17 protein-coding genes are annotated in these 16572 nt (G+C 37.4%); 7 read left to right on the forward strand and 10 right to left on the reverse strand.

Going from position 1 to position 16572, the window contains the following annotated elements; all coding sequences use genetic code 11:
* Positions 1-85 precede the first annotated feature (85 nt).
* The 6 genes from ilvN to BMW64_RS04665 all read left to right on the forward strand — a co-directional run bounded on the left by ilvN (position 86) and on the right by BMW64_RS04665 (position 7516).
* Entirely contained in the window at positions 86-676 is a 591-nt protein-coding gene (gene ilvN, locus BMW64_RS04640; protein ID WP_027384999.1) for an acetolactate synthase small subunit, read from the forward strand.
* A 185-nt stretch (positions 677-861) separates the two neighbouring features.
* Entirely contained in the window at positions 862-2343 is a 1482-nt protein-coding gene (ilvC, locus tag BMW64_RS04645; RefSeq protein WP_089998778.1) for a ketol-acid reductoisomerase, read from the forward strand.
* Positions 2344-2686: 343 nt separating this feature from the next.
* Positions 2687-4147, forward strand: coding sequence for an ATP-binding cassette domain-containing protein (locus BMW64_RS04650; protein WP_089998779.1), 1461 nt, complete (start codon positions 2687-2689; stop codon positions 4145-4147).
* 186 nt (positions 4148-4333) lie between these two features.
* Entirely contained in the window at positions 4334-5602 is a 1269-nt protein-coding gene (ilvA, locus tag BMW64_RS04655; protein ID WP_228400836.1) for a threonine ammonia-lyase IlvA, read from the forward strand.
* A gap of 97 nt (positions 5603-5699) precedes the next feature.
* Positions 5700-6536 carry an SDR family NAD(P)-dependent oxidoreductase gene (locus tag BMW64_RS04660; protein ID WP_089998782.1) on the forward strand — a complete coding sequence of 279 codons (837 nt, stop codon included), beginning with the start codon at positions 5700-5702 and terminating at the stop codon, positions 6534-6536.
* Between the two features lie 77 nt (positions 6537-6613).
* A complete protein-coding gene (locus BMW64_RS04665; protein ID WP_089998783.1) occupies positions 6614-7516 on the forward strand; it encodes a helix-turn-helix domain-containing protein in 903 nt (300 codons plus the stop codon).
* Positions 7517-7553: 37 nt separating this feature from the next.
* On the opposite strand, the gene BMW64_RS04670 is transcribed toward BMW64_RS04665, so the two are convergent.
* Both BMW64_RS04670 and BMW64_RS04675 read right to left on the reverse strand, forming a co-directional pair.
* The gene (locus tag BMW64_RS04670; protein WP_089998785.1) at positions 7554-7874 is read right to left on the reverse strand and encodes a hypothetical protein; all 321 of its coding nucleotides are present in this window, start codon (positions 7872-7874) and stop codon (positions 7554-7556) included.
* A 76-nt stretch (positions 7875-7950) separates the two neighbouring features.
* Complete coding sequence (locus BMW64_RS04675) at positions 7951-8955, reverse strand: phosphotransferase (RefSeq protein ID WP_089998787.1); 1005 nt, start codon at positions 8953-8955, stop codon at positions 7951-7953.
* Between the two features lie 255 nt (positions 8956-9210).
* Between BMW64_RS04675 and BMW64_RS04680 the strand changes: the two genes are divergently transcribed.
* Entirely contained in the window at positions 9211-10347 is a 1137-nt protein-coding gene (locus BMW64_RS04680) for a cysteine desulfurase family protein (protein WP_089998789.1), read from the forward strand.
* Here the strand turns inward: BMW64_RS04680 and moaCB are convergent.
* The 8 genes from moaCB to moaA are packed head-to-tail and all read right to left on the reverse strand — an operon-like array spanning position 10344 to position 16563.
* Positions 10344-11252, reverse strand: coding sequence for a bifunctional molybdenum cofactor biosynthesis protein MoaC/MoaB (gene moaCB / locus BMW64_RS04685; protein ID WP_089998791.1), 909 nt, complete (start codon positions 11250-11252; stop codon positions 10344-10346). The two genes, BMW64_RS04680 and moaCB, sit on opposite strands and share 4 nt — an antisense overlap.
* Before the next feature lie 3 nt (positions 11253-11255).
* Entirely contained in the window at positions 11256-11693 is a 438-nt protein-coding gene (locus tag BMW64_RS04690; RefSeq protein WP_089998792.1) for a molybdenum cofactor biosynthesis protein MoaE, read from the reverse strand.
* Positions 11680-12795 (reverse strand): HesA/MoeB/ThiF family protein, encoded by a 1116-nt coding sequence (locus BMW64_RS04695; RefSeq protein WP_089998793.1) that lies wholly within the window; start codon positions 12793-12795, stop codon positions 11680-11682. The genes BMW64_RS04690 and BMW64_RS04695 overlap by 14 nt, the downstream gene beginning before the upstream one ends.
* A gap of 3 nt (positions 12796-12798) precedes the next feature.
* Positions 12799-13029, reverse strand: coding sequence for a MoaD/ThiS family protein (locus BMW64_RS04700; RefSeq protein ID WP_089998794.1), 231 nt, complete (start codon positions 13027-13029; stop codon positions 12799-12801).
* A 41-nt stretch (positions 13030-13070) separates the two neighbouring features.
* Entirely contained in the window at positions 13071-13805 is a 735-nt protein-coding gene (locus BMW64_RS04705) for a sulfite exporter TauE/SafE family protein (protein WP_089998796.1), read from the reverse strand.
* Between the two features lie 9 nt (positions 13806-13814).
* Positions 13815-14990, reverse strand: coding sequence for a molybdopterin molybdotransferase MoeA (locus BMW64_RS04710; RefSeq protein WP_089998797.1), 1176 nt, complete (start codon positions 14988-14990; stop codon positions 13815-13817).
* The gene (locus tag BMW64_RS04715; RefSeq protein WP_089998798.1) at positions 14987-15583 is read right to left on the reverse strand and encodes a nucleotidyltransferase family protein; all 597 of its coding nucleotides are present in this window, start codon (positions 15581-15583) and stop codon (positions 14987-14989) included. The genes BMW64_RS04710 and BMW64_RS04715 overlap by 4 nt, the downstream gene beginning before the upstream one ends.
* Positions 15583-16563: a GTP 3',8-cyclase MoaA gene (moaA, locus tag BMW64_RS04720; RefSeq protein WP_089998800.1), complete on the reverse strand. Its 981-nt coding sequence runs from the start codon at positions 16561-16563 to the stop codon at positions 15583-15585. The genes BMW64_RS04715 and moaA overlap by 1 nt, the downstream gene beginning before the upstream one ends.
* Positions 16564-16572: the final 9 nt, after the last annotated feature.

The following is a 16572-nucleotide window of genomic DNA, read 5'->3' on the forward strand; positions in this document are numbered from 1 at the left end:
TGCAACCTATGGAACATAAAATCAACATTCCACAGAACCCGAAGGGTTCAATATCATTCCAATAATGGAAAATTTTGAAAAAACAATGGAAAAACAAGAATTTACCATCACATTATACACCGAAAATTCTGTTGGATTAATTGGCAGAATTTCAGGGATTTTTTCACGAAGAAAAATCAATATCGAGAGTCTTAATACATCTCCTTCCGAGGTGGAAGGCATTCACAGATTCACAATTCTCATTAATGAAACCGAAGAAGTCGTAAGAAAACTTTGCCGTCAGCTGGAAAAACAAATCGACATTCTGAAAGCTTATTTCAATACAGATGATGAGATTGTCTGGCAGGAACAGGCACTTTACAAAGTCCCCGCAAATGTGGTGACAGAAAAGGTCTATGTAGAACGATTGCTTCGTCAGTATGGCGCATCTACAGTTGTGATTCGTCAGGATTACATCGTTTTTGAAACGGCAGGACATCGGGAAGAAATCGACCGGTTAACTGAAGAGCTCAACAAATACGGACTCATCGAATTCGTGCGTGGAGCAAGAATCGCTATCATCAAAAACAGCGCAGGAATCCACGAAAAAGTCCTCGAGTTTGAAAAAAGAGAACCATCTCCCGAACTTATTGAAAACGAATATCTCGATAAAAGAGACGATGTTTTCACAATGTAAATAAACAATCAAACTTTGTTGAGCGTAAGCGCCTTTATCTCAAAGTTTTTATTGAATTCAAAGAAATCGATGAATCTTCGATTTGTGAACTTAAAAACATTCAATTGTTAAAAAACCTTTGTGCGCTTTGTGTTCAAAAATAAAATAAAATCAATTATCAATAATCATTTATCAATTATATTATAATGGCAAATTATTTCAATACCTTATCACTGAGAGACCAGTTGCATCAGTTAGGACAGGCGGAATTTATGGACAGTTCAGAGTTTTCTGATGGCGTTTCTGCATTGAAAGGAAAGAAAATCGTAGTGGTTGGTTGCGGCGCTCAGGGGCTGAATCAAGGTCTGAATCTCAGAGACAGCGGACTGGACGTTTCTTACGCATTGCGTCAGGAAGCTATCGACCAAAAGAGAGATTCGTGGAAAAACGCAACCGAAAATAATTTCAAAGTCGGAACTTACGAAGAACTGATTCCCACTGCGGATTTGGTCATCAATTTAACGCCTGACAAGCAACACACTTCGGTAATCAATGCGGTTCAGCCTTTGATGAAACAGGGTGCGACTTTGTCCTATTCACACGGTTTCAATATCGTGGAAGAAGGGATGCAGATTCGTAAAGATTTGACGGTGATTATGGTCGCTCCAAAATGCCCAGGTTCCGAAGTTCGTGCCGAATATCTGCGAGGTTTCGGTGTTCCGACGCTGATTGCCGTTCATCCTGAAAATGACCCTCAAGGAAAAGGCTGGGCAGAAGCAAAAGCATATTGTGTAGGAACAGGCGGTCACAAAGCCGGTGTTTTGAAATCCTCTTTCGTGGCAGAAGTGAAGTCCGATTTGATGGGAGAACAGACGATTTTGTGCGGACTTTTGCAGACAGGTTCTATTCTTTCGTTTGACAAAATGGTCGAAAAAGGAATTGATGCAGGTTACGCTTCCAAATTGGTTCAATACGGTATTGAGGTCATCACAGAAGCCTTGAAACACGGCGGTGTAAGCGGAATGCTGGACAGACTTTCTAACCCTGCGAAACTAAAAGCCTTTGAGTTGTCAGAAAAACTGAAAGATATTATGCGCCCGCTTTTCCAGAAACATCAGGACGATATCATCTCCGGCGAATTTTCCAAAACAATGATGGAAGACTGGGCAAACGGCGATGCCAATCTTTTGAAATGGCGTGCAGAAACAGGAGAAACCGCTTTCGAGAAAACACCTGTAAGCGATGTGAAAATCGAGGAGCAGGAATATTTTGACAATTATCTTTTGATGTCGGCCTTCATCAGAGCGGGTGTTGAATTAGCGTTTGAAACGATGGTTGAAGCCGGAATCAAGCCGGAATCCGCTTATTACGAATCGCTTCACGAAACCCCTTTGATTGCCAATACCATCGCACGAAAAAAACTGTTCGAGATGAATCGTGTGATTTCCGACACTGCAGAATACGGCTGTTACCTGTTCGACCAGGCTTGCAAACCTTTGCTGGCAGATTTTATGAAGTCGGTGGATACGGATTTGGTTGGAAAAGACTTCAACGAAGGCAAAAAAACTTCGGTTGACAACGCTCAATTGGTTTATGTGAACGATGTTTTGAGAAATCATCCGGTAGAAATTGTCGGCAGAAAACTGCGCTCTGCAATGACGGCGATGAAGTCTATCAAAACAGTATAAAATATTTATTTGGGCGCCTTTATCCGTCTTCCACTCCCGCTGTTATTGCGAGGAACGAAGCAATCTCCAGTAGATCCAGATTGCTTCGTTCCTCGCAATGACGAGCTCCGTTCAAGCCGGGGCACGTTAAAACCAACAGCATTTTTGTCATTTCGTAGAAATCTCAGCAATAATTTAAAATACTAAGTTTAGATTCCTACGGAAATCAGAGATTCGAAGAAGTCAATGACAAATTATATGCAAAACCTTTTATAAGCGAAGCGGCTTTGTGAACTTAAAGCAGTTAGTTAATAAAAAATCTTTGTGCACTTTGTGTTCAAAATTGATTCAAAAAACTTAAAAAATGTCAACCCCAATCATCCACATTTCAAACCTGAATTTCCAGTATGACAAACTCATGCTGAACCATTTCGACTGGGAAATATCTTCCGGGGAATGCTGGATGTTAGGCGGATTAAGCGGAAGCGGGAAAACAACCTTAGCCAAAATCATTTCCGGAGAAATCAAAAATTTTGAAGGAAAAGTTGAGGTCAATTTTAATGAAAATTTAAACTTGAAGAGGAAAGTTCTGTACGTTTCCAATTGGTTTCAGTTCACTAATCTGGAAGGCGACCGCAATTTTTATTATCAACAGCGATATAATCAATTTGCTAAAAATGATACACTCACTGTTTTTGCAGAGCTTAATCATTTTGGAAAAGAAGAAAATCTGGATTTCAGAATATTAGAATCCTATTTAGAACCGTTTGGATTTGAAAATTTTAAAAATCAGCAATTGATAGAATTGTCAAGCGGCGAACACAAGAAATTACAATTACTGAAAGCACTTTGGCTAAAACCTCAGGTTCTGATTATCGACCAGCCTTACACAGGATTGGATACCAAATCGAGACAGTTTTTGAATCAGGCTTTTGATAATTTAATTCAGGAAAATGTCACATTGATTTTGATAAATAACGATGAAGAATATCCTGAAAGTGTTCAGTATTTTGTAGAAATAGAAAACGGAAAATTAGTTCACAGAAACTCTCCAAAAGAATTTTCCAAAGGAGAAGAAAGAACGCCAAAATCGCTTCCTTTTTTCCTTCAAGACAATCAGGAAAACGAACAGGAAAGTCTCATCAAACTGGAAAATATCAATATCTCTTATGGTGAAAAACAAGTACTGAGAAATATCGATTGGGAAGTCAATTCCGGTGAGCAATGGCTGTTGCAGGGTCACAATGGCTCGGGAAAATCAACATTGCTCAGTTTGTTAAATGGTGACCATCCTCAGGCTTATGCCAATGAGATTTATCTTTTCGGACAAAAGCGGGGAAGCGGGGAAAGTATCTGGGACATCAAAGAAAAAATCGGAATGATTTCGCCTGAGTTGCATTGGTATTTCGATATGAATGCGAATGTCGGACAAACCATTGCTTCCGGTTTTTTTGATTCGATGTCGTTGTTTCAGAAACTGAGTTTTAGTCAGCAACAACAATTGGAGCAGATGCTGCATTTCTTCGATTTGAAAGATGATAAAAATAAGAAGTTAAATACTTTACCGCTTGGGAAACAACGTTTGGCTTTACTCGCAAGAACATTGATTAAAAAACCAAAGCTTTTGATTCTGGATGAGCCTTGTCAGGGAATGGACAACGAACAGACACAATATTTTAATCAGGTCATTGATGATTTGGCAGGCCAGGGACAATCGTTGATTTACGTTGGGCATTTTGAATCTCAATTACCAAAAAAACTCAGTCACAAACTCGTTCTGGAAAACGGAAAAATTAATAGTTCATTTGAATTATTAAAACATTAAGGAATTAAGAACTTAATATTCTTAAATTAAATTGATTTATCAATTTCTTAAAAATAGAATATCAAATAAAGATAAATCTAAACTTCTTAATGTTTCAAAAAATTCAGAATAAACAAGTTTATTTTGATTAAGAAAATTAAGTAAAACAAGTGATTAAAACTAAAATCAAAGAATCTGTAATTATAAATGAAGATGAATGAAACGATGATATTTCCAACATTGGAAGCGGTAAAAGACGCCCGGAAAAGTATAGAGAATGTGGTGAATTACACACCATTGCAATACAATGCCCGCTTGTCAGATAAATTTGGAGCCAATATTTTTCTCAAAAGAGAAGACCTGCAACCTGTGAGGTCGTATAAATTGCGCGGGGCTTACAATAAAATCAAAAGTCTTTACAATGAAGGCAAAACTTCGGACGGAATAGTCTGTGCAAGCGCCGGAAATCACGCTCAGGGAGTGGCTTTTTCCTGTAAACAGCTTCAGATTAAGGGAACGATTTTTATGCCTGTGACAACTCCGAAACAAAAGCTGGAACAGGTAGAAATGTTTGGCGGAAACTTTGCCGAAATCAAGTTGGTCGGCGATACTTTCGATGCTTCAAAAAATGCAGCCTTGGAATTTGCGCAAACTTCGGGAGCAGCTTTTATTCATCCTTTTGATGATGTTCAGATTATTGAAGGACAGGCGACTTTGGCACTGGAAATTTTAGAACAACAAAAAGAAAATATAGATTTTGTTTTCATTCCGATTGGCGGTGGTGGTTTGGCTTCGGGAATTTCTACTGTTTTTAAAGAATTATCAAAAGAAACGCTATTGATTGGAGTTGAACCAAAAGGAGCACCTTCTATGAAAACCTCCATCGATAATAATCTCAATACAGAATTGCAGGAAGTTGATGGTTTTGTAGATGGAGCAGCGGTAAAAAGAGTAGGGGATTTGACTTTTGAGATTTGCAGAAATGCGCTTGCAGATTGCATTCCTGTGGATGAAGGGAAGATTTGTGATACGATTCTTCAACTCTATAACAAAGATGCAATTGTTTTGGAACCTGCCGGAGCGTTGTCTATTTCAGCTTTAGAAGAATATCGAAATCAGATTAAAGGTAAAAATGTGGTCTGCATCGTCAGCGGAAGCAACAATGATATTACCAGAATGGAGGAAATCAAAGAACGCGCTTTGCTTTACAATGGTTTGAAACATTATTTTATGGTAAAATTTCCGCAGCGTCCCGGTTCTCTGAAAGATTTTGTTCTGAATGTTTTGGGAGAAAATGACGATATCACCCATTTCGAATACACCAAGAAAAACTCAAGAGAAACTGCGCTGGCAATCGTCGGCATAGAGCTTTCCAGCATTTCTGATTTTAATGGCCTGAGACAGAGAATGCAAAACCTTGGTTATTTTGAATCCTATCTTAATGATAATCCTGATGTGCTGAATATGATGGTTTGAGCGTAATTGTTTGATTTTTGTAAGAATTTGTTTTGATTTTGTTAACCCATGATTTTTATTGCGTTCTACCTTTGTACTATAAAAAAGTTTAAAAATTATGAACACAAAAAAAGTATGGTTTATAACAGGAGCATCTAAAGGATTGGGACTTTCATTAGCGGAAAAACTCCTTGAAAAAGGCTATAAAGTAGCGGCAACAAGCCGAAAATCTCAGGGCTTAATTGATGCCGTTGGAAATTTTAATGAGCAAAAATTTTTACCGCTGGAAGTTAATTTGACAAGTGAAAAATCTATCAGTGAGGCTGTTGAAAAAGCGGTTGCTCACTTCGGAAAAATAGATGTCTTGGTAAACAATGCAGGTTATGGGATTGGTGGAGCTGTGGAAGAATTAAATCAAAGAGAAATCAAAGACAGCTTTGATATAAACGTATTGGCTGTTATCAAAACAATGCAATCGATAATGCCTTATTTCAAGGAGCAAAAATCGGGAAATATCATCAATATTTCTTCTATTGCAGGGTTTGCTCCGGGAATCGGTTGGGCAATGTATGCTGCAACAAAATATGCGGTAATGGGAATTTCCGAAGTCATGGCAGAAGATGTAAAAGAGTTTGGTGTAAAAGTGACGGTAGTTGCACCAGGGGCCTTCCGGACTGAGTTTTTACAAGACAGTTCCCTTGTTTTTGCTAAAGAGAAAATCGAAGGTTATAATGCAATCAGAGCTTCACACGAGAAATACACTACAATGAACGGAACACAAATCGGTAATCCCGAAAAGCTGGCTCAGGTTCTTATCGATCTGGCAGAAAACCCGAATCCGCCTGTTCGTCTATATGTCGGAAGCGATGCCTATACCCGTGCAAAAGAAAAAATCCGTTTACTTTCAAAAGAATTGGAAAGCAATAAAGAAATTTCTTTTTCTACTGATTTTTAGTAATATTTCAGGCGAAAATTAAAGCGTTGTCATTATAAATAGACGGCGCTTTTGTTTGATTTTCGTACATTTATCAAATGGAAAAAATGCAGTCACTGGAAGAATTTTACCGCTCAAAATTTAACCAAATTCCTGAAAATATCAGAAATGGAGTAGGGCATTTTAATGTTTTCACAATAGATGAATATATCGGTAAAAGCACTAAACCTGTAGTCTATAGCCGGAAAGATTATTTTAAAATCACCCTGATTATTGGTAAAAACAGGATCCATTATGCAGATAAGGTCATTGATATTCAAAAGCATGCGTTATTTTTTACCAATCCCCAGATTCCGTACAAATTTGAATGGATTGACGATCATAAATCAGGATTTTTTTGTGTCTTCACACCTGCTTTTTTTCATCATTTCGGAAACCTGAATGACTATGAAGTTTTTAAACCTAATGCAGTACCTGTTTTTGAACTGACAGATGAACAACTGAATGATGTAACGCAGATTTTCAGGAAAATGCAGGCTGAAATTGGTTCTGATTATGTACATAAATATGACCTCCTAAGAAACCTGGTATTTGACTTGCTGCATTATACACTCAAAATGAAACCGGCTTCAAAAGCTGAAAAACAACAGGCTAACGCTTCTCAGAGGATCACCCATCTGTTCCTGGAGCTTTTAGAGCGTCAATTTCCCATTGAAGATGTGAGACAACGGATACACTTTCGGTCGCCCTCGGAATTTGCCGGTCAGCTCTCTGTTCATGTTAATCACCTTAACAGAGCTGTGAAGGAAATTACTGAAAAAACAACTTCCGAAATTATTACCGAACGGCTGTTACAAGAAGCAAAAATTTTACTCAAACATACCGAATGGAACGTTTCGGAAATTGCCTATTCACTTGGATTTAAGGAGGCTACACATTTTAATAATTTTTTCAAAAAAAATATGCAGATTACCCCGATCAGATTTCGGGAAATGGTATGATCCTCTCTTTTAAGTATTTGCTGAATTCTTTTAAACATTATTTATTGTCATTCATACGATAAATATGAGTGACCACGCCGTTTGCGATTATATTTGATTGAATAAGAAGATCAAAGCCCAGTCCTGTATATATTTTTTCTAACGTTTCTTTGGCATCTAACAAAAACATGTCTGCAATCACAGTGTCTCCCGGAAATACGATATCTGTTTCTAAGAATGTCTGATTGACAATTAATTCCCGGTTATCATATGGAAATCTAATGATTGCTCTGAAACCCGAGGATACAGGCGTTACAATACCACCGTCTTCCGTTGAAAGATAGGTAAGTGTTGCTTTGAAATGGGGTCTTTTTTCCATTTTTTAATTTATCGTTAAAAATTAACAAATCCTGAGCCGCTTTGATGATCAATGGAATGAATCATATATAGAAATCTTAAAATTTACAATACATTTCTTCCCATCTTTTAATCAATGCCACACGATGTTTTGTATATCGAGGAGTTAAAAAAACATTAGACCAATCATCATAATTGTCATAAAAGAATTTCAGGAAGAAAATATGAAAAGTAATGCCTAAATAAGGAATGGCTTGTAATTCATCGTTAGTTAAAGGCCGCTGCTGCTGATAGGCATTTAGGAAGACATTGAAATCTTTTTCTGCCTGTTCGGCTGAAATTAAGTTATTAAATTGGTGAAAGAAATAATGGTTGAAAAATGACATTAAATCGTTGATAAGGTAGCCTTCTCCAGCAAAATCGAAATCAAAAAACGTGATTTTCCGCTGCTCATCAAAATGAAAATTCTTAGGGAAGAAATCATAATGACAATAGCCATAGCTGAATTTTGAGGTATCGAAATCTTTAAACTTTTCAACTACTTTTCCTGAGATATTATACAAATATTCATATTCTTCTTTCATTTCTGAAAAATGGGGTTTTAGATCTTTTAAGGGCTCAAACAAAGTGGTTTCAAAATTCCATAACGGTCTGGGATTGTTCAGTTTTATTGATGATGTGGTTTGATGTAATTTAGCCATATCATGTCCCAACTGAATAAGGTGTTGATCCGTGAGATCTACAATCACTTTCCCCTCAGCAAAAGAAAATAATACACCATTTCGTATGCCCTCAATGGCATTAAGCTGTTGAACCTGTTTTCCTTCTATATCCTTAATCGGATAGGCAACTGAATTTCCACTTGTTCTTAAAATGTTGAGCAGTTCTACCTCAGCTTCAATTTCGCTGCGTTTACGGTGAGCATCACGGTAAATTTTAAAAATATATTTTCGATCTAGAGTTTCAACAATATATGTATCGCTTACATTTCTGATAAGTAATCGGCATGTTGTGGAATGGTCTAACCGATATTTTGTAATTAAATAATCCTTTAAAGCTGTAGCGGATAACGTAGAATATTGTGCGGGAAAGAAATTCTGCATGGAAATAGCGTTTGGGATGCCAAATATAAGTTTTTAAGGTGAAAACTGCATGGAGAACTGATTAGAATAGAAATTAAATTGTAAGTAACAGCTATTGTTAAAGAATCCTATATTGAAAGTTGAATAAAGTACAGGATTGTGCGAAGCTTTAAAACAGAATTAGATTCTTTATTTTAAAATTAATAATCATCTTTTACTGAGATTTAAATTAAACTAAAAAAGATCGTTATTTTTATACTGAATTAAAATGTCAAGATGGATAATGATTTCGTTTATTTAGATTACAATGCAACAACTCCTGTCGATCCAAGAATACTCGATGAAATGTTGCCTTTTTTCAATCAATTATATGCAAATTCAGGAAGTGCTCACCTTTTCGGGCTTACTGTGAAAGAGTCGGTTGAAAATGCAGCAGAAGAAGTTGCAGAACTTATCGGAGCGCATCCTAAAGAAATTACTTTCACATCGGGCGCAACAGAATCTGTAAATCTTGCACTAAAAGGATTTAAGGCAAATAAAAACCACATTATTACAATTACCACAGAGCATAAGGCAGTTTTAGATACCTGTTTGCAACTTGAAAAAGACGGATTTCAAATTGATTATTTACGTGTTGATCATTTGGGGAATATCAATCTTTCTGAATTGGGATCTCTGATCAATGAAAGAACTTTGATGGTTTGTATCATGTTCGTTAACAATGAAACAGGAGTCATTCACCCAATAAAAGAAATCGCTGAATTAGCCCATCGAAACGGCTGTTATTTTTTTTGTGATGCAACACAGGCTGTAGGAAAAATCCCGATTAATGTAAAAACATTACATATTGATATGATGGCTTTTTCAGCACATAAATTTTACGGGCCGAAAGGAGTAGGGGTACTTTATATTTCTTCTGACATTAAAAATAAGATACAGCCACAAATTCAGGGCGGTGGGCAACAGAATAATCTGAGAAGCGGTACTTTAAATGTTCCGGGAATTGTCGGAATGGGAAAAGCCGCTCAGATCGCAGTTGAGGAAATGGAAGTAGATGCTCAAAAAGCTAAAAAATTAAGAGATCAACTTGAAAACGAACTGTTAAAAATTCCTCAAACATCTATTAACGGAGATCATTCAGCAAGAATTTTCAATACCACAAATATCTGCTTTGAAGGGATCAATTCCGAAGAATTAATTATTTCTTTAGGGAATATCTGTGTTTCAAGTGGTTCTGCCTGCAATGCAGTCACTACTAAACCCTCTCACGTTCTTCAGGCAATGGGAATGAGCGATCAAGATGCGTTGTCTTCAATACGATTCAGCATAGGGAAATACACCACACTTTCAGAGATTGAACTAGCCGTGGAAAAAATACAGAAAGCAGTACTTCAGCTGAGAAATGGAAACTAATGGCCATCACCTTTTTTTACGGAAAACACATGTAAAACCTGCGGAAACAGAGCCTGGAAATATTCCTTTACAGCACCAGTGGATCCTGGGAAGGTTAAAATCAGCATATCATTAGAAAAGCCGGCTATTCCCCGTGAAAGCATGGAGGTTTTTATCCGATCCTGCCCATAGTTTCTGGCCGTTTCCATAATTCCCGGAATTTCTTTCGTAATAAACGGTAAAACCGCTTCCGGAGTAACATCCCGATCGGAAAGTCCTGTTCCGCCCGTAAAAATAAGAAGATTACAGCCTTTATTTTTTAAAAGTTCTATCTTTTCCTGAATCGCAGAAATATCATCTGGAACAACTGAATAATTAACGTCAGCAATTCCCTGATTTTTAAGAGATTCAACCAAAAATTTTCCGGAAGTATCATTTTTAAGTCCCTGAGAAACAGTATCACTGCACACCACTACCGCTGCTGTAAGATGTTCAGCTTCTATATTTTTCTGACTGCTTTTTCCGCCCTGCTTTTCTAAAAGCCTGATGTTGGAGATTTCTACGTTTTTATCAATGGGCTTCAGCATATCATAGATCACCAAAGCGGCTACGGAAGCTCCATGCATGGCTTCGACCTCTACGCCGGTCTTGTAGATGGTATGAACCTCAACAGTGATGTTAATATGTAAACCGCTCATTTCATAATTAATGGCAGCATATTCTACAGGCAAAGGATGGCAATCCGGAATAACATCGCTTGTTTTTTTGATCGCCAATAAAGAGGAAGCTCTCGCAAATTCCAGAACATTACCTTTCGGAACTGTTCCGTTTTGAACAGCTTCTATTGTTGAAATGTCCGAAGTTTTTATGGTTGCAGCCGCAATTGCCTTTCGCAGCGTAAAAGTTTTAAAAGTAATATCTACCATGGTTTATTGGTTTATTTTCCATTGATGCGTTTCATCTTCAAAGATTTCTTTGCCCCAGATCGGAAGTTCGTTTTTGATACGTTCAACTACTTCATTGCAGGCAAGTGTCGCTTGTTTTCGATGTTTGGATGAGGTGAATACAAAAAGGCAGATTTCCCCTGTATGAACGATACCCAAGCTGTGATGAATATGCATGCAGCTAAGGTTATATTTTGCAAAAATCTCTTCGCGTATCGTTGCCATTTGAGTCAGTGCTAAATCTTCGTACGCTGTATATTCAATGGCTTTAACAGTTTTATTGCCAATTTCATCTGCCCGGATCTGGCCCAGAAAAATCTGATGCGCTCCGATTTCAGTTTTCGTGGAATGTTTTGTAATACTTTCCGCGATGAATAAAGGGGAGATAGGAGAGTCCTGAAATATATTTTTAATCTTGCTCATTAATTTTTTTATTTAAATGATTGATCCCGCCTTCCAGATGGCTAATCTTGTATTCCGCTCCTAAAATTTCCTGCAAAATTTTCGCTGCGGTAATACTTCTTTTACCGGATTGACAGACAACAATAATATTTCGATTATGGATCTGACTGAGATTTTCCTTTAATTGATATAAAGGTATCGAAATATACGGAAGATCAAGCTTTGGATTTTCATCAGGTTCACGAACATCAATAATGACTGTATCATGAAGTTGTGCTGTTTTTTTAAATTCTGAAGGTGAAATATTCTTAATTCCATCATATTCAATTCCGCAGTGAAGCTGATAATTCATATTCTCAAATTCTTCTACACTTGAAGGAATATTTTTATCGGTTAAATTCATTGAAGGAATTTCAAATACAGCAGTCTGATAATTCAGGATATTAATGGTCATTAATTTATTGATCAATGGTTCTCCGATTCCTGTAATTAATTTAATCGCTTCGGCAGCCTGAATAGTTCCTATCACTCCTGGTAAAACGCCCAAAACTCCGGCATCATTACAATCCGGAACTTCTCCCGGTTCTGGAGGTTCAGGAAAAAGATGTCTGTAATGGGTGACAGATTCATCTTTATTTTTGACATTAAAAACAGCGACCTGACCTTCATACTGATAAATTGCCCCGAATATCAGGGGTTTTTGTAAAATCCTGCACACATCGTCAAGCAGATAGCGTGTCGGGAAATTGTCTGTGCAGTCAATAATTATATCATAATTGGATATGATCTTAACGGCATTTTTTGTAGCAATTCTTTCAGGAATCATGCTGGATTTTACTTCGGGATTCATTACATTCAGCCTTTCAAAAGCAGTTTCGGTTTTCAGTTTCCCGATGTCATTAGGATTATAGAGAATCTGTCTGTGTAAATTGCTTAATGAAACCCGGTCATCATCCACAATGCCTATATTGCCGACACCGGCTGCAGTCAGATATTGGAGAACCGGACATCCTAAACCGCCGGCTCCGATCACTAAAACCCTTGCTGAGACAAGTTTTTTCTGAGCTTCAATCCCGAAACCCTGCAATTTGATTTGTCTGTCGTATCGTTCTAAATTTAGCATAATTTATCCTCCTGAATAAGGTGGCATTAAAGCTACCACGTCGTTGTTTTGTAAAGCTTTGTTTTCTGAAATAATTTTTTGGTTGACCGCACTTCTTACTTTCAAATCTTTCAACTGAGGAAATTTTTCAGTCAGCTGACTAAGCAATTCATCAGTATTTTCGGATTCAATTTCAAAATCCGGACCTAAAATCTCTTTCAGTCTGCCAAAGCTTATTATTTTTACAGTACTCATTCATTTACTTTTTTAGCTGCATTGTATTATCTTCCGTTATTTTAAATAGTGCTTGATATTAATTTATAGGAAGCCATCAAAAGTACAACAGCAAGTACATATTTCAGACCGTTTTGATTGAGTTTTTTTGAAGCTAAATAAGCACCAAGCAATCCTCCTGCAAACGCACAGATGATGTACATCCACATATCGCTTGTAAAGGAAATTTCTTTTGTAAGCATTCCTCCCAAACCTGCTATGGAATTAACAAAAATAAAGGCTGCACTGATTGCCGCCGTCTGTTTCTGGTTCGTCCATTTCAATAAAATAAGAACCGGAGATAATAAAATTCCTCCACCAATACCGATCATCCCTGATAATAAACCAATAACACCTCCGAATAGCAAGGATAAATAGATTTTGGGCTCTTTCAGTTCACTGTCATCCGGACTTTTAAAAAAGAAAAAACGAAAAACCGGAAAAAGTAGTAAAATGCCTAAAATACGTTTGTAAAGGGTATCCTCAACATGAATCATTCCTCCTACAAAAGCCAGAGGAATAGACGCCAGAGCAATCGGAATAAAAATGCGGAGTTTAAAATGTCCTCCACGATAATATTGAACAAAAGAAGTGAGTGATACAAACAGATTAAGCACAAGAGCGGTTGGCTTCATTTCTTTGGGCGCTATTCCGTATAGAGCCATCAATGCCAGATAACCGCTAGCTCCGCCGTGCCCAACTGCTGCATACAAAGCCGCAATGACGAATAAAATCAGATAAAAAAATTCTACGCTCATTATGTGATTTTATTTTAACAATATAATTTCAACCAGTTCATCTTTTTTACAGCCTTTAGAATTCTCAGGTAAAACCATCAGGCAGTTGGCTTCTGCAAAAGACTGAAGACGATAAGATTCCTGTGCGTGAAGTGGCGTTACTTTTCCGTTGTCATAAGTTGCTTTCAGAAAATGAGTAAGTCCTGTTTTCTTTTCATACGAAGAAGTTGAAGTTGCATTGGCTTTTTCTGTAATAGCTTTACGTTTCATCATTTTTGAGAGTAAAGGAGCGATATATAAATAAAAACAGGTCAATGCGGACGAAGGATTTCCTGGTAGTCCGAAAATGAGCTTTTCTGCTTTGGCTCCGAAATAGAACGGTTTCCCGGGTTTTTGTCGGATTTTATGAAATTTCTGCTCGACACCACATTTTTTTGTGGCATCAATCACAAAATCATAATCGCCAACGCTCACGCCACCTACTAAAATTACAATATCTGTTTTGGCAATTGCCAAATTCAACGTTTTTTCAACTTCAGAAGGATCATCTTTTACCCAAAAGCTTTCAATAGTTTTAATTCCACATTGTTTTAAAACACTTTCCAGCTGATAGGAATTGGATTCATAAACCTGCCCGAAACTTAAATTTTCTCCGGGCTGTACCAGCTCGTTTCCCGTAAGAATTAAGGAAACCGATGGCGCCGCAAAAATCTTCACTTCTGTACGTCCGATGCCTGCCAGATAGCCTATTGCAGCAGCAGAAAGATAACTTCCAGAACTGATCGCCACACTGCCTTTTTTTGCATCACTTCCGGCATTTCTTACATGTAATCCTTTTTCGAGTTCATTATCATTAACTGTAAGATATCCGTTTTCAATGAAGGCTTTTTCCTGCATAACGATCGTATCTGCACCTGTTGGAAGCGGCGCACCTGTGAAAATACGGCAGGCAGTTCCTTTTTCAAGATGAAACTGTTCTGTCGATCCGGCCTGCATTTCACCTGCTATTTTTAACTTTACATCTTTATCTTCAAAGCGGATTGCGTAGCCGTCCATCGAAGATTGGGAAAAATTCGGGGTATCGTATCCTGAATAGATATCTTCAGCAGTAGTATATCCGAATGCTTCTTTCAAAGGAAGAATCTCGTGTTTGCTTTCCGGGGTGTTTTGTTCGATTATTTTTTCTGCTTCCTCTACGCTTATCATGCTTTAGTTTTTAAATGATCATAGTCTGATGGGGTGTCGATATCAATTGCGCCTTTTGCAAATGCAAACGTTTCGACATTTTCCATATTTTGCCGGATGATTTTTTTTGCACCCTGTTCACCGGTAAGTTCCATTAATTGTTTAAAATATTTTTTAGAAAATAAAGCCGGAACGCCAACCGTATCGGCATATGTAGCGACAACAATTTCCTTTTGGGAAGTGTCTTGTAACTGCGACATTTTCAAAAATAAATCATTGGTAAGGTAAGGCTGATCGCATACCGAAATAAAACATCTTTCCATTTCGGGAAAATGATCTGATAAGGTTTTCAGTCCTGATTTTATCGACGAGGCCATACCTGATTCCCAATCTTCATTAATGGCAATCAATATATTTTTATCTTTAATAGTTGAAGATATTTCATGGTGATTTGCTCCTAAAACCAAAATAATCTGATCTTTATCAAATACTTCAAGTGCAGTATCAATGATTCTTTCCAGAAAGGTTTTTCCCTGATAGCTTAAAAGTTGCTTTGCAGATCCCATCCTCGAAGAATTTCCTGCTGCCAGTAATATAATTCCTGTATTTTTCATTATCCGCCAATATTGATCATGCTTCTGTTCTGAATGATGGAAGTATTTATTTTTTCAAATTGTTCATTCAGTTGCCCGCCCTGCTTCTTCGCTTTTGACCAGACAGCAGACTGTATGATTGGTAAAATATCCTGGCCGTTTCGCAAAGGGGTCAGAAGATCGGTTTCCTGTTTTGAAAACAGACAGTTTTTTAATTTGCCGTCTGCTGTTAGTCTTATCCTGTTACAGCCACTGCAAAAAGGCTCGCTCATTGTACTGATGATCGAAAAACTTCCTTGGTGACCCTGAATTTTATATTGCTTCGCTGTATCATGAAAACCGATAGGCAACGGAATAAAATCGTATTTTTCTCTGATGATATTTAAAATGTCTTTTTGCGTCATCACCTGATTGCTGCTCCATTTATTTCCGCTAAAAGGCATAAACTCGATAAACCGAACCTCTACAGGATTGTCTTTTGTAAAAGCTATGAAATCTGGAATCTCATTATCATTGATATCTTTCATTACGACAACATTGATTTTGGTTTTTATATTATGCTGCAGTAAAAGATCAATATTTCTTACAACACGGTCAAAATAATCACGGCGGGTTATCTTTAGAAATTTTTCCTTCTGTAGAGTATCAAGGCTGATGTTAATGCTGTGGAAATTTGCCTGAATAATCTCAGGAAGCATATCATCAATACGAATACCGTTTGTGGTACAGGTGAATTGGACAGGCAGTTTACCTAAATTCCTGATGATCTTTGAAGCATCTTTTCTTACGAATGGCTCGCCACCGGTGAGTCTTATTTTATTAATGCCTTGTTTTACAAATAGTTTTGCTATGGTATCAATTTCATCGATCTGCATAAGTTTTGAATGTGGTGTAAAATCATAATTTTCTTCCGGCATACAGTAGAAGCATCGCAGGTTACAATTGTCCGTCAAAGATATCCGCAGATAGTTATGGTTTCTCCCGAATTGATCTGTTAGCATAATTTTTTC

It is taken from the genome of Chryseobacterium taichungense (genome assembly GCF_900109935.1).
GTDB lineage: Bacteria > Bacteroidota > Bacteroidia > Flavobacteriales > Weeksellaceae > Chryseobacterium > Chryseobacterium taichungense.

What these genes read in the sequence shown, in the direction of transcription:
- ilvN (WP_027384999.1), top strand. Translation starts at nt 86, where the DNA reads ATGGAAAAACAAGAATTTACCATCACATTATACACCGAAAATTCTGTT.
- ilvC (WP_089998778.1), top strand. Translation starts at nt 862, where the DNA reads ATGGCAAATTATTTCAATACCTTATCACTGAGAGACCAGTTGCATCAG.
- BMW64_RS04650 (WP_089998779.1), top strand. Translation starts at nt 2,687, where the DNA reads ATGTCAACCCCAATCATCCACATTTCAAACCTGAATTTCCAGTATGAC.
- ilvA (WP_228400836.1), top strand. Translation starts at nt 4,334, where the DNA reads ATGAAGATGAATGAAACGATGATATTTCCAACATTGGAAGCGGTAAAA.
- BMW64_RS04660 (WP_089998782.1), top strand. Translation starts at nt 5,700, where the DNA reads ATGAACACAAAAAAAGTATGGTTTATAACAGGAGCATCTAAAGGATTG.
- BMW64_RS04665 (WP_089998783.1), top strand. Translation starts at nt 6,614, where the DNA reads ATGGAAAAAATGCAGTCACTGGAAGAATTTTACCGCTCAAAATTTAAC.
- BMW64_RS04670 (WP_089998785.1), bottom strand. Translation starts at nt 7,874, where the DNA reads ATGGAAAAAAGACCCCATTTCAAAGCAACACTTACCTATCTTTCAACG.
- BMW64_RS04675 (WP_089998787.1), bottom strand. Translation starts at nt 8,955, where the DNA reads ATGCAGAATTTCTTTCCCGCACAATATTCTACGTTATCCGCTACAGCT.
- BMW64_RS04680 (WP_089998789.1), top strand. Translation starts at nt 9,211, where the DNA reads ATGGATAATGATTTCGTTTATTTAGATTACAATGCAACAACTCCTGTC.
- moaCB (WP_089998791.1), bottom strand. Translation starts at nt 11,252, where the DNA reads ATGGTAGATATTACTTTTAAAACTTTTACGCTGCGAAAGGCAATTGCG.
- BMW64_RS04690 (WP_089998792.1), bottom strand. Translation starts at nt 11,693, where the DNA reads ATGAGCAAGATTAAAAATATATTTCAGGACTCTCCTATCTCCCCTTTA.
- BMW64_RS04695 (WP_089998793.1), bottom strand. Translation starts at nt 12,795, where the DNA reads ATGCTAAATTTAGAACGATACGACAGACAAATCAAATTGCAGGGTTTC.
- BMW64_RS04700 (WP_089998794.1), bottom strand. Translation starts at nt 13,029, where the DNA reads ATGAGTACTGTAAAAATAATAAGCTTTGGCAGACTGAAAGAGATTTTA.
- BMW64_RS04705 (WP_089998796.1), bottom strand. Translation starts at nt 13,805, where the DNA reads ATGAGCGTAGAATTTTTTTATCTGATTTTATTCGTCATTGCGGCTTTG.
- BMW64_RS04710 (WP_089998797.1), bottom strand. Translation starts at nt 14,990, where the DNA reads ATGATAAGCGTAGAGGAAGCAGAAAAAATAATCGAACAAAACACCCCG.
- BMW64_RS04715 (WP_089998798.1), bottom strand. Translation starts at nt 15,583, where the DNA reads ATGAAAAATACAGGAATTATATTACTGGCAGCAGGAAATTCTTCGAGG.
- moaA (WP_089998800.1), bottom strand. Translation starts at nt 16,563, where the DNA reads ATGCTAACAGATCAATTCGGGAGAAACCATAACTATCTGCGGATATCT.